Here is a 15,691-nt window from a genome sequence, read left to right as displayed (position 1 = left end):
AGGGGAGGGCGAGAGCGAAAACTGCAGGCAACAAAAAACCCGCTGGGTAAGCAGCGGGTTTTTTGTTTGGGAGAACCAGAGGGCCGAATTACTTCAGCTTGATTTCCTTGTATTCGACGTGCTTGCGCGCCTTCGGGTCGAACTTCATGATCGACATCTTTTCAGGCATCGTCTTCTTGTTCTTGCTGGTCGTGTAGAAGTGGCCGGTACCCGCGGTGGATTCCAGCTTGATCTTTTCGCGTCCGCCTTTGCTCGTTGCCATGTTTCAGCTCCTTAAGCTTGGCCGCGTGCGCGCAGGTCTGCGAGCACGGCGTCGATACCGTTCTTGTCGATCAGGCGCAGTGCAGCGCTCGAAACGCGCAGGCGAACCCAGCGGTTTTCAGTCTCGACCCAGAAACGGCGGTATTGCAGGTTCGGCAGGAACCGGCGCTTGGTTTTGTTGTTGGCGTGGGAAACGTTGTTTCCGACCATCGGGCCTTTGCCCGTTACGTCGCATACGCGTGCCATGTGGACACTCTTTCTTGAACAGCTGGCACCGGCGCAATCGTGGCGATTGCAGGTGTTTTGCAGCTTGACCTCGCCAGAAAACGGGTGGCGGTACCCCGGCTTTGCCTGTATGCCAGGAATCCCCATGAGAGGGCCCTGTTTCGGCAAAGCCTTGGATTATAGCCCTTTTGGGGCCCGCACCGGTTACAGCGTGCCGTCCTGCTCCAGGAATCGCTGAGCGTCGAGTGCCGCCATGCAGCCGGTGCCCGCGCTCGTGATGGCCTGGCGGTACACGTTGTCCTGCACGTCGCCGGCGGCAAAGACGCCCGGAATGCTGGTCATCGTGGCGAAGCCCTGCAGGCCCGAGCGGGTCAGGATGTAGTTGTCCTTCATCTCCAGCTGGCCCTGGAAGATGTCGGTGTTGGGATGGTGCCCGATGGCAATGAAGCAGCCCTTGAGGTCGATCTGCTCGGTGGCTCCGCTCTGTGTGTTCTTGATCCGGATGCCCGTCACGCCCGAGTCGTCGCCGAGCACCTGGTCGAGTTCGTTGTGCAGCTTCAGCACGATCTTGCCTTCGGCGACCTTCTCGTTGAGCTTGTCGATAAGGATGGGTTCGGCGCGGAACTTGTCGCGGCGATGCACCAGCGTCACCTTGTTCGCGATGTTGGCGAGGTAGAGCGCTTCTTCGACAGCGGTGTTGCCGCCTCCGATCACGCAGACCTCCTGCTCGCGGTAGAAGAAGCCGTCGCAGGTCGCGCAGGCGGAGACGCCGCGGCCCATGAACTTCTGTTCGGAATCGATGCCCAGGTACTTCGCGGAAGCACCCGTGGCGATGATCAGCGAGTCGCAGGTGTAGGTGCCGCTGTCGCCGGTGAGGGTGAAGGGGCGCTTGCCCAGGTCGACCTTGTTGATGTGGTCGAAAACGATCTGCGTCTTGAAGCGCTCGGCGTGCTCCAGGAAGCGCTGCATCAGGTCGGGGCCTTGCACGCCGTGGACGTCGGCCGGCCAGTTGTCGACCTCGGTGGTGGTCATCAATTGCCCGCCCTGGGCGATGCCGGTGATGAGCAGGGGCTGAAGGTTTGCGCGGGCTGCGTAGACGGCTGCGGTATAGCCGGCCGGGCCGGAGCCGAGAATCAAAACCTTGGCGTGTCGAGGAGCGGACATGAGTAGAAAACCTAAGATATACGCTGCTTCAGCGTGTACATTTTCAGGGTGGTAGCGATATATATGGAGTATCACTGCCCGGTTCAACACCGGGTAAACGGTGTTTTCAATGCGCGCGATTGTAGTAATCCATCGGCTTGCTCTTCGGACTGCTCTGCGCGCTGTATCAGGGATTGATAAATGTCGATGCTTTCCAACCTCGAATTGCTTCGGCGCGTTCCGCTGTTCGCGTCGCTGACGGCCACGCAGTCCGCCAGCATCGCGGACGCGATCATCAAGAAGCGCTTCAAGCGCGCGGAGGTCGTGGTGGAGCAGGGCAAGAAGTCCGATGCGCTCTACATCATCCTGACCGGCCGCGCACGCGTCACCAGCGCCGACAGCCGCGGGCGCGAGGTCATCCTCGCCACGCTGCACCCCGGCGACTACCTGGGCGAGATGAGTCTCATCGACGACGAGCCGCACTCGGCCACGGTGCGCACCGAAATCCAGTGCGACGTGCTCATGCTGGGACGCGACGCTTTCGCGCGCTGCCTGCCCGAGAACTCCTCGATGGCCTACAACATCATGCGTGGCCTGGTGCAGCGCCTGCGCCATGCCGACCGCAAGATCGAGTCGCTGGCGCTGATGGACGTCTACGGCCGCGTGGCCCGCTCGCTGCTCGAGTTCGCCGTCGAGGACGGCGCAGGCAATCTCAAGGTGCGCGACAAGATTTCCCGCCAGGACCTGGCCAAGATGGTGGGCGCTTCACGCGAAATGGTCAGCCGTGTGATGAAGGACCTCGAAGAGCGAGGTTTCGTGCAAACCCTGGATGACGGGTCGATGATCGTCAAGGAACGGCTCCTGTCGTTGGCTTGAACCTCCAGGGCCGGGTCCGCCGCTGCCGGCGGTCCTGGCCTTTTGTTGTAGTGTTCGTGCTTCCGGCCCCCGCTTTTCCGGGCCGGGCGCCGTGTTTTTCATGACCTATTCGCTCAATACGCTTCAATCTTCTTCCGCCGCCGAGGGGCAACCCGTGCGCATGCGCGCCATGCGCTTCGCCCATGAGATCACGCTGATCGCAGGATTCGCGGCGCTGTTGTTCTGGCTGCTCGCGATGCTGAGCTTCACGCCTTCGGACGCCGCCTGGTCGACCTCGGGCACAGGGGGAGAAATCAAGAACTGGGGCGGCCGCATCGGCGCCTGGCTGGCCGATGGCAGCTATTACCTTGCCGGCTATTCCGTGTGGTGGTGCCTTTTCGCCGGACTGCGCGCATGGCTCTCTTCGCTGGCCAACTGGCTGCGCGGCGGCGAGCCTGCATCCGCCGAGCAACCGGCGCCGCGTGGGCGCTTCAATCGCAGCCGTCTTGCCTTCTGGTTTGGCCTCGTCCTGCTGCTGTGCGCAAGCACCATGCTCGAATGGTCGCGCCTGTACCGGCTCGAGGCGCATCTGCCGGGTTCCGGCGGCGGCGCGCTGGGCTATCTCGTGGGGCCGGCCAGCGTGCGCTGGATGGGCTTCACTGGATCGGCGCTGGTGGCCATCGCCGGCGGCGTGATCGGCTCGGCGCTGGTGTTCCGTTTCTCCTGGAGCCTGATCGCCGAGCGCATCGGCGCGCGTGCCTACTCGCTGTTCGAGTCGCGTCGCGAGAAACGCGAAATGGCAGCCGACATCGCCATGGGCAAGCAGGCCGCCCGCGAGCGTGCCGAGGCCGACGAACCAGCGTTCACGCGCGACGGCGCGGCCAGGGCGGAGCCCTCGCTGGTTTCGTCGTCAGGTGGCGCCTTCGACGACGAGGACGAAATCCATATCGAGCCGCGCCCCAAGCGCCGCCCGCCATCGCCGCCGGTGCAGATCGAGCCCGCGATGACCGAAGTGCCCAGGAGCGACCGCGTCGTCAAGGAGCGCCAGAAACCGCTCTTCAAGGAACTGCCCGACAGCAAGCTGCCGCAGGTCGACCTGCTCGACGCTGCGCAGGCGCGCCAGGAAACAGTGTCGGCCGACACGCTCGAGATGACCTCGCGCATGATCGAGAAGAAGCTCAAGGACTTCGGCGTCGAGGTGCGCGTGGTGCTCGCTTCGCCCGGTCCCGTCATCACGCGCTACGAGATCGAGCCCGCCACGGGCGTCAAGGGCTCGCAGATCCTGGGTCTTGCCAAGGACCTCGCACGCTCGCTCTCGCTGGTGTCGATCCGCGTGGTCGAGACGATCCCGGGCAAGAACTACATGGCGCTCGAGCTGCCGAACGCCAAGCGCCAGTCGATCAAGCTCAGCGAAATCCTGGGCTCGCAGATCTACAACGAAGGCAAGTCGATGCTCACCATGGGCCTCGGCAAGGACATCATCGGCAACCCGGTGGTGGCCGACCTCGCGAAGATGCCGCACGTGCTGGTGGCCGGTACCACCGGTTCGGGCAAGTCGGTGGGCATCAACGCGATGATCCTGTCGCTGCTCTACAAGGCCGAGGCACGCGACGTCCGCCTGCTGATGATCGACCCGAAGATGCTCGAAATGTCGGTCTACGAAGGTATCCCGCACCTGCTGGCGCCCGTGGTCACCGACATGCGCCAGGCGGCGCACGGCCTGAACTGGTGCGTGGCCGAGATGGAGCGCCGCTACAAGCTCATGAGCAAGCTCGGCGTGCGCAACCTGGCCGGCTACAACACCAAGATCGACGAAGCCAAGGCGCGCGAGGAGTTCATCTACAACCCCTTCAGCCTCACGCCGGACGATCCGGAGCCGCTGCGGCGCGAACCGCACATCGTCGTGGTCATCGACGAGCTGGCCGACCTGATGATGGTGGTCGGCAAGAAGATCGAAGAGCTGATCGCCCGTCTCGCGCAGAAGGCGCGTGCCGCCGGCATCCACCTCATTCTTGCCACCCAGCGCCCGAGCGTCGACGTGATCACCGGCCTCATCAAGGCCAACATCCCGACCCGCATTGCGTTCCAGGTGTCGAGCAAGATCGACAGCCGCACCATCCTCGACCAGATGGGAGCCGAGGCGCTGCTGGGCATGGGCGACATGCTCTACATGCCCAGCGGTACGGGCCTGCCGATCCGCGTCCACGGCGCCTTCGTCAGCGACGAGGAAGTGCACCGCGTGGTGGCCTACCTCAAGAGCCAGGGCGAGCCCGACTACATCGAGGGCGTGCTCGAAGGCGGCACGGTCGATGGCGACGGTGAAGGCGACCTGCTGGGCAGTGGCGACGGCGAGAAAGACCCGATGTACGACCAGGCGGTCGAAGTCGTGCTCAAGAACCGCAAGGCCAGCATCTCGCTGGTGCAGCGCCACCTGAAGATCGGCTACAACCGCGCCGCGCGCCTCGTCGAGGACATGGAAAAGGCCGGCCTGGTCAGTGCGATGAGTGGCAGCGGCCAGCGCGAAATTCTGGTGCCCGCGCGCGCGGCAGAGTAATTCGCCGCGCTGTGGTTCTCAAGATTCAGGTTACGTGCTGAAAGGCAATTTGCAAAAACGCCCATCGGCATTGCAAATCTTCATGAAGCCCTGCTGCTGCCGCAATTCGCGGCGGTTAGGGTCGATGCCAATGCCACAGCTTTTCCAAGCGAGGAATCCAAATTGAAATTGCGTCATTGGCTGTTGATCGGCCTCCTGAGTTCCGCCAACGCCTGGGCCGGCGGGCTCGAAAGCCTTGAAACCTTCGTCAGGACGGTCAAGTCCGGCCGCGCCGATTTCACCCAGACCGTGACCGCCCCGGCGCGCGAAGGGCAACCGGGCCGCACCAAGACCTCGAGCGGCACCTTCGAATTCCAGCGCCCCGGCAAATTCAAGTTCGACTACCAGAAGCCCTTTGCGCAGGTCATCGTGGCCGACGGCAAGACGCTGTGGCTCTACGACGCCGACCTGAACCAGGTCACGCAGCGCGCGCAGGCGCAGGCGCTGGGCTCCACGCCGGCGGCGCTGATCGCCGCGGCGCCCGACCTGAAGGCCCTGCAGGCCGATTTCACTCTCGAGGCCGCGCCGGAGCGCGATGGCCTGCAATGGGTCAAGGCCACGCCGAAAAACAAGGACGGCCAGCTGCAGAGCGTTCAGGTCGGCTTTCAGGGCGAGGCGCTGGCAGCGCTCGAAATCCTCGACAGCTTTGGCCAGCGCTCGGTGCTCAAGTTCGGCAAGGTCGAGGTGAATCCTTCGCTGCCGGCGAGCGTGTTCGACTTCAAGCCGCCGGCCGGCGCAGACGTCGTCAAGCAATAAACCCACAGGCTTGGCCACCACCGCCCACCAACCCCTTGCCGAGCGCCTGCGTCCCAGGACGCTGGGCGAGGTCATCGGCCAGCAGCACCTGCTCGGCCCGGGCATGCCGCTGCGAATCGCGTTCGAATCGGGCCAGCCGCATTCCTGCATCCTCTGGGGGCCGCCGGGCACCGGCAAGACCACCATCGCGCGGCTCATGGCCGATGCGTTCGACGCGCAGTTCCTGAGCATCAGCGCGGTGCTCGGCGGCGTGAAGGACATCCGCGAAGCGGTAGAGCGGGCCACTGCCGCGCGCGACGGACTGGAGCAGCAGCGCACCATCGTCTTCGTGGACGAGGTGCACCGCTTCAATAAGAGCCAGCAGGACGCCTTCCTGCCGCATGTGGAGTCGGGCCTCTTCACCTTCATCGGCGCGACCACCGAGAACCCTTCGTTCGAGGTCAACTCGGCGTTGCTTTCGCGCGCCGCCGTGTATGTGCTGCAGTCGCTCGGCGAAGACGACCTCAAGCAGATCGTGGCGCGCGCGCAGGCCATCCAGGCCGTGCCCGCCATCGACGCCGCGGCGGTCGATCGCCTCGTGGCCTATGCCGACGGCGATGCGCGCCGGCTGCTCAACACCCTCGAAACACTCGCGGTCGCGGCCCGCGCCGAAAAGCTCGACCACATCACCGACGAGTGGCTGCTGCGGGTGCTCGGCGAGCGCATGCGGCGCTACGACAAGGGCGGCGAACAGTTCTACGACACCATCAGCGCACTGCACAAATCCGTGCGCGGCAGCGACCCCGACGCCGCGCTCTACTGGTTCGTGCGCATGCTCGACGGCGGCGCCGATCCGCGCTACATGGCGCGCCGGCTGGTGCGCATGGCCAGCGAAGACATCGGCCTGGCCGATCCGCGCGCGCTGCGCCTGGCGCTCGATGCGGCAGAGGTCTATGAGCGGCTGGGTACCCCCGAGGGCGAACTGGCGCTGGCCGAGTGCGTGGTCTATCTCGCCATCGCTCCCAAGTCGAACGCCGTCTACAAGGCCTACAACGCGGTGCGCGCCCTCGTGAAGACGGACAGCACGCGACCCGTGCCCATGCACCTGCGAAATGCGCCCACCAAGCTCATGAAAGAGCTCGACTACGGCAAGGGCTACCGCTATGCGCACGACGAGGAGGGCGGTTTCGCCGCCGGCGAGCGCTACCTTCCGCAGGGGCTGGAAGGCCAGGTCTTCTACGAGCCCGTCGAGCGTGGACTCGAGATTCGCATCGCGGAAAAGCTGCGCGATCTGCGCCGCCGGAACGCCGAAGGCAACGGCTGATACTTGCTTGCAGCACGCTTGCAGCACGCTTGCAGCACGCTTGCAAAGCGTGCATGGCCCCACGCGCATACAGCATGACGTGAGCGGGTAAACCCCGGTCGCCGCGCACCAAATCGACGCTGGTGCATGACTACAATCCCGCCCACAAATCCGCCGGCGACACATGTTGGCTGGTTTTTTGCTTGTCAACCCAGGGGCGCCAAACCGGTGCCCGGCGGGTGAATGGCACCCCGCAACGGTGCAACACATAGGAAATCGCGTTATGGACATTTTGCTGCAGCAGATCATCAACGGTCTGGTACTGGGCAGCATGTATGCCTTGATAGCCTTGGGCTACACCATGGTGTACGGCATCATCAATCTGATCAACTTCGCGCACGGAGAAGTGCTGATGGTGGGGGCGCTGACGAGCTGGACCATCATCGGGCTCATGAAGGACGGTATGCCCAACACACCGGGCTGGCTGATCCTCCTCATCGCGTTGATCATTGCCTGCGTCGTCGCGGCAACCCTCAACTTCGTGATCGAGAAGGTGGCCTACCGGCCACTGCGCAACAGTCCCAAGCTCGCGCCGCTGATCACGGCCATCGGCATGTCGATCCTGCTGCAGACGCTGGCAATGATCATCTGGAAGCCGACCAACAAGGCCTATCCCAATCTCCTGCCCACCGATCCCATCCATGTGGGCGGCGCGGTGATCTCGCCGACGCAGGTCATGATCCTCAGCGTCACGGCGTTCTCGCTCGTGGTGCTGATGTGGCTGGTCAATTACACCAAGCTCGGCCGCGCGATGCGCGCCACCGCGGAGAACCCGCGTGTGGCGGCACTCATGGGCATCCGGCCCGACATGGTGATCTCGGCCACCTTCATCATCGGTGCCGTGCTCGCAGCCATTGCCGGTGTGATGTACGCGTCGAACTACGGCATCGCGCAGCACGCGATGGGCTTCCTGCCCGGCCTCAAGGCCTTCACTGCGGCCGTGTTCGGCGGCATCGGCAACCTCGCCGGTGCGGTGGTCGGCGGCATCCTGCTGGGCCTCATCGAAGCCATCGGCTCGGGCTACATCGGGACGCTGACGGGCGGCGTGCTCGGCAGCAACTACAGCGACATCTTCGCGTTCATCGTGCTGATCGTCATGCTCACGCTGCGTCCGTCCGGCCTGCTCGGCGAACGCGTGGCGGACCGTGCCTGAGGAACGAGCCATGAAAAACAGCAAGAACCTCGCCTTCTACATCATCGGCATCGTCGCCGTGCTCGCACTGCCCCTGCTGCTGCAGATGCAGGGCAACGCCTGGGTGCGCATCGCCGACATCGCATTGCTCTACGTGATGCTGGCACTGGGCCTGAACATCGTGGTCGGCTATGCCGGCCTGCTCGACCTGGGCTACGTGGCCTTCTTCGCGATCGGGGCCTACCTGTACGCGCTGATGGGCTCGTCGCACCTGAGCGAGACCTTCCCGTGGTTCGCACAGATGTTCCCGAACGGGCTGCACACCTCGCTGCTGATCGTGATTCCGCTGGCCCTTGCGGTGGCCGGTTGCCTGGGCGTGCTGCTCGGCGCCCCCACGCTCAAGCTGCGCGGCGACTACCTCGCCATCGTCACGCTCGGCTTCGGCGAAATCATCCGCGTGTTCCTGAACAACCTCGACCAGCCAGTGAACATCACCAACGGTCCGAAGGGCATCACCGCCATCGACTCCATCAAGTTCTGGGGCCTCGACCTCGGCAAGGCATGGAAGTTCGACGGCTTTTCGATCTCCTCGGTCTCGCTGTACTACTACCTGTTCCTGGCGCTGGTGATCGCCACGATCATCATTTCACACCGCCTGCAGACTTCGCGCGTCGGCCGTGCCTGGATGGCCATCCGCGAAGACGAGATCGCGGCCAAGGCAATGGGCATCAACACCCGCAACATGAAGCTGCTGGCCTTCGGCATGGGCGCCAGCTTCGGCGGCGTGTCGGGCGCGATGTTCGCGGCCTTCCAGGGCTTCGTGTCGCCCGAGTCCTTCAGCCTGATGGAGTCGGTGATGATCGTCGCGATGGTGGTGCTCGGCGGCATCGGGCACCTGCCCGGCGTCGTCCTCGGTGCCGTGCTGCTGGCCGCACTGCCCGAAGTGCTGCGCTATGTCGCCGGTCCGCTGCAGTCGCTGACCGACGGCCGCCTCGACGCCTCCATCCTGCGCCAGCTGTTCATCGCGCTGGCCATGATCGTCATCATGCTGGTGCGTCCGCGCGGCCTCTGGCCCTCGCCGGAACACGGCAAGACGCTGACCAGGAAGGGCGCAGTGCCCGTCGACCCGGCCCACGCGGCCGTGGCCCCCGGATCGCTGCAAACGCATGCGCCGGGCGTCGATACGCCCGCCGACGAATTGCCGGGTGCGGCTTCGCGTCCCATGTCGATCAATCCCTGAACGCCGAAGGAAAAATCAACATGACGACAGACACCATCCTCGACGTCCGCGGCATTTCCAAACGCTTCGGCGGGCTGCAGGCCCTCTCCGACGTGGGCATCACCATCAAGCGCGGCCAGGTCTACGGCCTGATCGGCCCGAACGGCGCTGGCAAGACCACCTTCTTCAACGTGATCACCGGGCTGTACACGCCCGACAGCGGCACCTTCGAGCTGGCCGGCAAGCCCTACCAGCCGACGGCCGTGCACGAAGTGGCCAAGGCAGGCATTGCGCGCACCTTCCAGAACATCCGCCTCTTCGCCGAAATGACGGCGCTGGAGAACGTGATGGTCGGGCGCCACATCCGCACGCACTCGGGCGTGCTCGGCGCGATGTTCCGCACCGGCGGCTTCAAGGCCGAGGAAAAGGCCATTGCCGACCGCGCGCATGAACTGCTCGACTACGTCGGCATCGGCAAATTTGCCGACTACAAGGCGCGCACGCTGTCGTACGGCGACCAGCGCCGCCTGGAGATCGCCCGCGCACTGGCCACCGACCCGCAGCTCATTGCGCTCGACGAGCCGGCCGCCGGCATGAACTCCACCGAGAAGGTCGCGCTGCGCGAGCTGATCGACCGCATTCGCCGCGACAACCGCACCATCCTGATCATCGAACACGACGTCAAGCTCATCATGGGCCTGTGCGACCGCGTCACCGTGCTGGACTACGGCAAGCAGATTGCCGAAGGCACCCCGGTGGACGTGCAGAAGAACGAGAAGGTGATCGAGGCCTACCTCGGCACCGGAGGCCACTGACATGAGCACCGCAATCATGAGCGAACAAGAAACCTCGTCCACCGCCGCGCAAGCCAAGGCGGCCGGCAAGACGCTGCTGAAGGTCACCGGCCTGAGGGTAGGCTACGGCGGCATCCAGGCCGTGAAGGGCGTGGACTTCGAAGTGCGCGAAGGCGAACTGGTGTCGCTGATCGGCTCCAACGGCGCCGGCAAGACCACCACCATGAAGGCCATCACCGGCACGCTGCCGGCCGGAGCCGGCAACATCGAATTCCTGGGCCGCAGCATCAAGGGCCGCGGTGCGTGGGACCTGGTGGAAGAGGGCCTCGTGATGGTGCCCGAAGGCCGTGGCGTGTTCACGCGCATGACCATCACCGAGAACCTGCAGATCGGCGCCTACATCCGCAAGGACAAGGCCGCCATCGCGAGCGACATGGAGCGCGTGTTCGTCACCTTCCCGCGCCTGCGCGAGCGCAAGGACCAGCTGGCCGGCACGATGTCGGGCGGCGAGCAGCAGATGCTGGCCATGGGCCGCGCGCTGATGGCTCGCCCCAAGGTGCTGCTGCTCGACGAGCCGACGATGGGCCTGTCGCCGATCATGTGCGACAAGATCTTCGAGGTGGTGCAGACCGTGGCCTCGCAGGGCGTGACCATCCTGCTGGTCGAGCAGAACGCCAACCGCGCGCTGCAGCTGGCCGACCGCGGCTACGTGATGGAGTCAGGCCTGATCACCATGAACGGTGAAGCCAAGGCCCTGCTGAGCGACCCGCGCGTGCGGGCCGCCTACCTGGGCGAATAAGCAAGCCTCCTACCCCATTGCCGCCGCCGCAGCCTTGATGGCCTCGCGGATGCGGCCGTAGGTGCCGCAGCGGCACACGTTCTCGATGGCGTCGATGTCGGCGTCCGTCGGGTTGCGCGTGCGGCGCAGCAGGTCCACCGCCGCCATGATCTGCCCCGGCTGACAGAAGCCGCATTGAGGCACGTCGAGGTTCATCCAGGCCTGCTGCACCGGGTGCAGCGTGTTGCCGTTGGCCAGGCCCTCGATGGTCGTCACCTGGCGGCCGCGCACGTCGGACACGCGCACCGAGCAGGTCGTCACGGCCTTGCCGTCGACGTGGCAGGTGCAGGCCTTGCACACGTTGATGCCGCAGCCGTACTTCGGGCCGGTGATGCCGAGCTTGTCACGCAGCACCCACAGCAGCGCCAGGTCGTCGGGCGCCTCGACGTCCACGTTCTGGCCGTTCACCTTGAAAGATTGCACAGGCATGGCGGGTCTCCTCAGGCGGGGATCGGAACGTTGACGGGCGTGGGCAGCTTGCCCGGCGGGATCGGCGTGAAGTCGACCGGAAAGCTCAGCGGGAAGCTGCGCGGCTTGATGCCGGTGGCGCGCGCGTAGGCATTGGCGATGGCGCCCGAGCTCGCCGACAGGCCGACCTCGCCCAGCCCGCCGATGGCCTCGCCGTTGGCCGGCAGGATGATGACCTTCACGTCCTTCGGGTAGTGCTTCATGCGCGAGAAGTGGTACTGCGAGTAGCTGCCTTCCAGCGGCAGGCCGTTCTGGATGTGCAGCCCCGCCGACAGCACCAGCGCGATCGATTCGCACAGGCCGCCCTGGAGCTGCGCCTCGATGCCCGAGGGGTTGATCGGCGTGCCGACGTCGATCGCGATCGTGGCGCGCACCACCTTCGCGGCAGACGGCACCCGCGCGTCGATCTCGACGATGCAAGCTGTGAACGACTTCGACTCCTGGTGCACGCCCACGCCCTGCGCAAAGCCCGCCGGCATCGCCTTACCCCACTGCGCCGCCTCCGCCACGGCCTTGAGCACCGCGCGGGCGCGCGGCAGGCGCAGGTACTCGAGCCGGAAGGCGACCGGGTCCTTGCCCGCGGCGCGGGCCATCTCGTCGACCAGGATCTCTTCCACCAGCCGTGCGGGCTGGATGTGCACCGAGCGGTACGAGCAGGTGTTCATGTCCATCGGCACCGGCGTCAGCAGCTTGGTCGTGACGCCGAAGTTGTAGGGCGAGGTCACCATGGTCTTGAACATCACCTGCTCGATCGCGAAGTTGCCCACCGTCTGCGGGAAGGCATTGGGCAGTGCGATGGCGGCGGCCTCGAGCATGTTGCCGAAGCCGTGGCGCGTGTCCAGTCGCACGCTGGCGATGCGCTGCTCGAAGGCGATGACCTGGCCCAGCAGCATCGTGGCGCGTGCCTTCTGGTAGATCGGCGGGCGGATGCGCGTGTGGCGCATGTCGTCGGTGCGGTGGTACATCAGGCGGCAGGGGCGCCCCAGCGCCTTCGCCACCTGGATCGCCTGCAGCACCGGGTCCCAGAACAGGCGCCGCCCGAACGAGCCGCCCGAGGGCACCACGTGCACGACAACCTTGTTTAGCGGCAGGCCCAGCTCGGCGGCCACTGCCTGCTGGGTGACGATGGGGCTCTGCAGCCCGGCCCAGATTTCGGCACGATCCGCTCGCACGTCCGCAATCGCACATTCGACTTCCATCGGGCAGTGCGCGGCCGGCGCGAACTCGAACTCGGCCTCGACCGTCAGCGCGCCCAGCGGCGGCAGCGCAAAAGGCAGCAGCGACGACTTCAGCTTGCTCATGATGGTGGCGTTCGACTCGCCGTCGAGCGGGCCGGCGCCCCAGGTCACGTCGAGCGCGTTCACCGCGGCCCAGGCCTGGCCGAAGGTCTCGGCCATCACCGCCACGCCCGGCGGCGTCGGCGTGATGCCGTTGGTGGCGGGAATCGGCACCACGCCGATCACGCCCGGCATGCCCATCACCGTGTTCAGGTTGTTGATGCCGACGAACTTGCCGTTGATGGTCGGCGGGCGCCGCACCATCGTCGGCTTGGCGCCGGGCACCGCCTGGTCGAGCGTGAACTTCTTGCGGCCGGTGACGATGTCGAGTGCGTCGAGCCGCGTCACGCGCTGGCCGACCACCGAGGGCGTGGAGCCCGAGAGCAGGCCGCCGAGGCCGCCCAGCGTCGGCATGCCGGCATGCATCGAACGCACGCTCGACGAGCCGCCGGTGAGCTGGTTCCAGATCAGCTCGGGGCTCGCGTCGGCCGATGTGACCTCGATCGCGCTCAGCGGCAGGCGCAGCTTGTCGGCCAGCATCATCGCGCTGGCCGTGGCGATGCCCTGGCCCACTTCGAGGCGCGGCAGCGCCAGGCGCACGCGGCCGTCGCCGGTGTTCGTCACCTTCACCAGCGGCATGGTCGGCAGGGACGTCAGCGTGACCGCGTCGCCGATGTCGATCAGGTCGGTGGTGTCGGGCGGGGTCATGGGCAGCAGTGCGGCCACCGCGGAGGCGGGCGCCGTGAGGGCACCGAGCCCAGCGATGCCAGCCGCCGCCGATGCCAGCGGTGCGGCCGTGGCGTAGCCCAGCACGTCGCGCCGGCGCAGGCCGTGCGCATCCCCGCCGTCCGGTCCGCGCGCGGGGCGCGGGTCCTTGTTCGAACGCTTCATCGTTGTCTCCTTGTTGTTTGGCGAACGCGGATGACTGTGGCACCATCGCCGCGCCGAAGATGTCGTTGCAACGACATTTCTTACGGTCCCCGCCGACCGGCGCCTGCGACGGATCGGCCGATGCGATGTCACGAGGGACGACAGCAGGAGGCGCGATGTCGAACGCGTTGGAGAACATGCTTCGCGAGAGCTTGTGGGCGCGCGCGCTCACGGACGACGAACTCGACCACGTCGTCCAGGAGTCGCACGAGCGCGTGGTGCCGGCCGGCGGCTTCGTCGTGCGGCGCGGCGAGCCGGCCGATCATTGGATCGGCGTGATGGATGGCCTGCTGAAGATGTCGGTGTCGCTGCCCGACGGGCGCGTCTCAACCTTCACCGGCGTGACCGCTGGAGGCTGGAGCGGCGAAGGCTCGTTGCTCACCCCCGGATGCTGGCGCTACGACGGCGTGGCGCTGCGGCCCACGCGCGTGGCTTGCGTGCCGCGGCGCAGCTTCGAGCGGCTGATGTCCACCAGCATCGACTTCAATCGGTTTCTGTTGTTACACATCAATGCGCGACTGAGCCTGTTCATCGGCCTCATGGAATTCGATCGGCTGCTCGGCCCCGACGCGCGCGTGGCGCGCTGCCTGGCCAGCCTGTTCGACCCCATCCTCTATCCGCGTGCCACCCGCTTCGTGCGGCTGAGCCAGGACGAGATCGGCCTCTTGTCGGCGGTGTCGCGCCAGCGTGCCAACCGCGCGCTGCATGCGCTACAGCGCGACGGCCTGTTGCGCATCGAACATGGCGGCGTGGAAGTGCTCGACCTCGCAGGCCTGCGCACGTACCAGAGCGGGGCGGCCGAAGCGGCGGCGGCCGTGGCTGCGGCCACCGACACGCAGGCCGCAGCGCCCCTGGACGACCTCGTCAGTCCACCTTCGCCCCGGTGGCCTTGACCACCTTCTCGTACTTGGCGAGTTCGCTCTTCATGAAGCTGCCGAACTGCTCGGGCGAGTTGCCGACCGGCTCGGCCAGCATCGAGGCGAAACGGGTCTTCGTTTCCGGCGCATTCAGCGCGGCGACGAAGGCCTGATTCAGCTTCACGACCACGTCGTGCGGCGTGCCGGCCGGCGCCACCAGGCCCCACCACGTGTCGATCGAGAAGCCCTTGAGCGTGTCGGCGATCGGCGGCACGTCGGGCAGCGCGTTGCTGCGCTGCAGGGTCGTCACCGCAATGGCCTTCAGCTTGCCCGAACGGATGTTCGGCGCCGCCGTGGCGAGGTTGTCGAAGTTGAAGTCGACCTGCCCCGAGATCAGCGCCAGCTGCGCCGGGTTGCCGCCGTTGTACGGGATGTGCAGCGCGAAGATGCCCGCTTCCTTCTTGAACAGCTCGCCCGCGAGATGGCCGGCGCTGCCGTTGCCGCCGCTGCCATAGTTGAGCTTGGCCGGGTTGGCCTTGGCATAGCGGATCAGGTCGGCCACGCTGTTGATGTTCAGGCGCTTGGCCGTGTCGGCATTCATCACCAGCACGTTGGGCACGCGGACCATCTGCGTGATCGGTGCGAAGTCGGTTGCGGCGTTGAACGGGATCTTGCTGTAGAGCCACGGGTTCACCGCGTTGGTGGCGGTGGCCGCGATGCCGATCGTCAGGCCGTCGGCGGGCGCCTTCGCCACGATGTCGGCGCCGATGTTGCCGCCGGCGCCGGGCTTGTTGTCGATGATGACCGGGCCGAGCGTGTCCTTGACGCGCTCGGCCAGGATGCGAGCAGTGTTGTCGATCGGGCCGCCTGCCGCGTAGGGCACGACGAGGCGGATCGGGCGCTGTTGCTGCGCCATCGCCTGGGTGGTGCCCAGCAGGGCCGCGACGCCGGCGAGCAGGGTGAGGAGGAAGTGTCTCGTCTTCATTGTCTTTTTGGGGTGT

15 protein-coding genes are annotated in these 15,691 nt (G+C 65.9%); 9 read left to right on the top strand and 6 right to left on the bottom strand.

From position 1 onward, the window contains the following. Positions 1 to 88: 88 nt before the first annotated feature. From rpmG to trxB, 3 genes are all read right to left on the bottom strand, one after another. Positions 89 to 262, bottom strand: a complete 174-nt coding sequence (gene rpmG, locus ACCD11_RS13820; protein WP_007830291.1) for a 50S ribosomal protein L33 — start codon at positions 260 to 262, stop codon at positions 89 to 91. 11 nt (positions 263 to 273) lie between these two features. After that, on the bottom strand, positions 274 to 507 hold the full coding sequence (gene rpmB / locus ACCD11_RS13815) for a 50S ribosomal protein L28 (RefSeq protein WP_007830293.1): 234 nt from the start codon (positions 505 to 507) through the stop codon (positions 274 to 276). A gap of 183 nt (positions 508 to 690) precedes the next feature. Then, the gene (gene trxB, locus ACCD11_RS13810) at positions 691 to 1,650 is read right to left on the bottom strand and encodes a thioredoxin-disulfide reductase (RefSeq protein ID WP_007830294.1); all 960 of its coding nucleotides are present in this window, start codon (positions 1,648 to 1,650) and stop codon (positions 691 to 693) included. 180 nt (positions 1,651 to 1,830) lie between these two features. Between trxB and ACCD11_RS13805 the strand changes: the two genes are divergently transcribed. The 8 genes from ACCD11_RS13805 to ACCD11_RS13770 all read left to right on the top strand — a co-directional run bounded on the left by ACCD11_RS13805 (position 1,831) and on the right by ACCD11_RS13770 (position 11,119). Continuing rightward, on the top strand, positions 1,831 to 2,505 hold the full coding sequence (locus ACCD11_RS13805) for a Crp/Fnr family transcriptional regulator (RefSeq protein WP_007830295.1): 675 nt from the start codon (positions 1,831 to 1,833) through the stop codon (positions 2,503 to 2,505). 100 nt (positions 2,506 to 2,605) lie between these two features. Then, positions 2,606 to 5,038 carry a DNA translocase FtsK gene (locus tag ACCD11_RS13800; protein WP_413314297.1) on the top strand — a complete coding sequence of 811 codons (2,433 nt, stop codon included), beginning with the start codon at positions 2,606 to 2,608 and terminating at the stop codon, positions 5,036 to 5,038. 162 nt (positions 5,039 to 5,200) lie between these two features. Beyond that, positions 5,201 to 5,833 (top strand): outer membrane lipoprotein chaperone LolA, encoded by a 633-nt coding sequence (gene lolA, locus ACCD11_RS13795; RefSeq protein ID WP_007830299.1) that lies wholly within the window; start codon positions 5,201 to 5,203, stop codon positions 5,831 to 5,833. Between the two features lie 10 nt (positions 5,834 to 5,843). Next, complete coding sequence (locus ACCD11_RS13790; RefSeq protein ID WP_007830301.1) at positions 5,844 to 7,136, top strand: replication-associated recombination protein A; 1,293 nt, start codon at positions 5,844 to 5,846, stop codon at positions 7,134 to 7,136. 262 nt (positions 7,137 to 7,398) lie between these two features. Continuing rightward, positions 7,399 to 8,328, top strand: a complete 930-nt coding sequence (locus ACCD11_RS13785) for a branched-chain amino acid ABC transporter permease (RefSeq protein ID WP_007830303.1) — start codon at positions 7,399 to 7,401, stop codon at positions 8,326 to 8,328. Between the two features lie 10 nt (positions 8,329 to 8,338). Then, a complete protein-coding gene (locus tag ACCD11_RS13780; protein ID WP_413314296.1) occupies positions 8,339 to 9,547 on the top strand; it encodes a branched-chain amino acid ABC transporter permease in 1,209 nt (402 codons plus the stop codon). Positions 9,548 to 9,567: 20 nt separating this feature from the next. Further along, the gene (locus ACCD11_RS13775) at positions 9,568 to 10,341 is read left to right on the top strand and encodes an ABC transporter ATP-binding protein (RefSeq protein WP_007830307.1); all 774 of its coding nucleotides are present in this window, start codon (positions 9,568 to 9,570) and stop codon (positions 10,339 to 10,341) included. Positions 10,342 to 10,357: 16 nt separating this feature from the next. Beyond that, on the top strand, positions 10,358 to 11,119 hold the full coding sequence (locus ACCD11_RS13770) for an ABC transporter ATP-binding protein (RefSeq protein ID WP_042672979.1): 762 nt from the start codon (positions 10,358 to 10,360) through the stop codon (positions 11,117 to 11,119). A gap of 9 nt (positions 11,120 to 11,128) precedes the next feature. Here ACCD11_RS13770 and ACCD11_RS13765 read toward each other — a convergent pair whose 3' ends face one another. Together ACCD11_RS13765 and ACCD11_RS13760 are read right to left on the bottom strand one after the other, a co-directional pair. After that, a complete protein-coding gene (locus ACCD11_RS13765) occupies positions 11,129 to 11,587 on the bottom strand; it encodes a (2Fe-2S)-binding protein (protein WP_007830311.1) in 459 nt (152 codons plus the stop codon). A gap of 11 nt (positions 11,588 to 11,598) precedes the next feature. Next, complete coding sequence (locus ACCD11_RS13760; protein ID WP_413314295.1) at positions 11,599 to 13,794, bottom strand: molybdopterin cofactor-binding domain-containing protein; 2,196 nt, start codon at positions 13,792 to 13,794, stop codon at positions 11,599 to 11,601. Between the two features lie 155 nt (positions 13,795 to 13,949). Here ACCD11_RS13760 and ACCD11_RS13755 point away from each other — a divergent pair, with 155 nt between their 5' ends. Next, positions 13,950 to 14,726: a Crp/Fnr family transcriptional regulator gene (locus tag ACCD11_RS13755; RefSeq protein WP_413314294.1), complete on the top strand. Its 777-nt coding sequence runs from the start codon at positions 13,950 to 13,952 to the stop codon at positions 14,724 to 14,726. Here the strand turns inward: ACCD11_RS13755 and ACCD11_RS13750 are convergent. Continuing rightward, positions 14,698 to 15,675 carry a Bug family tripartite tricarboxylate transporter substrate binding protein gene (locus ACCD11_RS13750; RefSeq protein WP_413314292.1) on the bottom strand — a complete coding sequence of 326 codons (978 nt, stop codon included), beginning with the start codon at positions 15,673 to 15,675 and terminating at the stop codon, positions 14,698 to 14,700. The genes ACCD11_RS13755 and ACCD11_RS13750 overlap by 29 nt on opposite strands. Between the last annotated feature and the right edge of the window lie 16 nt (positions 15,676 to 15,691).

Source organism: Variovorax sp. Varisp36, assembly GCF_047304235.1.
In the GTDB taxonomy this organism is placed as follows: domain Bacteria; phylum Pseudomonadota; class Gammaproteobacteria; order Burkholderiales; family Burkholderiaceae_C; genus Variovorax.
The sequence above is the reverse complement of the archived record's forward strand: the minus strand, read 5'-3'. Positions and strand labels throughout refer to the sequence as shown.

Coding starts and splice junctions, on each gene's coding strand:
- ACCD11_RS13785 (WP_007830303.1), top strand. CDS start 7,399: ATGGACATTTTGCTGCAGCAGATCATCAACGGTCTGGTACTGGGCAGC.
- ACCD11_RS13755 (WP_413314294.1), top strand. CDS start 13,950: ATGTCGAACGCGTTGGAGAACATGCTTCGCGAGAGCTTGTGGGCGCGC.
- ACCD11_RS13800 (WP_413314297.1), top strand. CDS start 2,606: ATGACCTATTCGCTCAATACGCTTCAATCTTCTTCCGCCGCCGAGGGG.
- ACCD11_RS13770 (WP_042672979.1), top strand. CDS start 10,358: ATGAGCGAACAAGAAACCTCGTCCACCGCCGCGCAAGCCAAGGCGGCC.
- ACCD11_RS13780 (WP_413314296.1), top strand. CDS start 8,339: ATGAAAAACAGCAAGAACCTCGCCTTCTACATCATCGGCATCGTCGCC.
- trxB (WP_007830294.1), bottom strand. CDS start 1,650: ATGTCCGCTCCTCGACACGCCAAGGTTTTGATTCTCGGCTCCGGCCCG.
- rpmG (WP_007830291.1), bottom strand. CDS start 262: ATGGCAACGAGCAAAGGCGGACGCGAAAAGATCAAGCTGGAATCCACC.
- ACCD11_RS13760 (WP_413314295.1), bottom strand. CDS start 13,794: ATGAAGCGTTCGAACAAGGACCCGCGCCCCGCGCGCGGACCGGACGGC.
- ACCD11_RS13765 (WP_007830311.1), bottom strand. CDS start 11,587: ATGCCTGTGCAATCTTTCAAGGTGAACGGCCAGAACGTGGACGTCGAG.
- ACCD11_RS13775 (WP_007830307.1), top strand. CDS start 9,568: ATGACGACAGACACCATCCTCGACGTCCGCGGCATTTCCAAACGCTTC.
- ACCD11_RS13805 (WP_007830295.1), top strand. CDS start 1,831: ATGTCGATGCTTTCCAACCTCGAATTGCTTCGGCGCGTTCCGCTGTTC.
- ACCD11_RS13750 (WP_413314292.1), bottom strand. CDS start 15,675: ATGAAGACGAGACACTTCCTCCTCACCCTGCTCGCCGGCGTCGCGGCC.
- rpmB (WP_007830293.1), bottom strand. CDS start 507: ATGGCACGCGTATGCGACGTAACGGGCAAAGGCCCGATGGTCGGAAAC.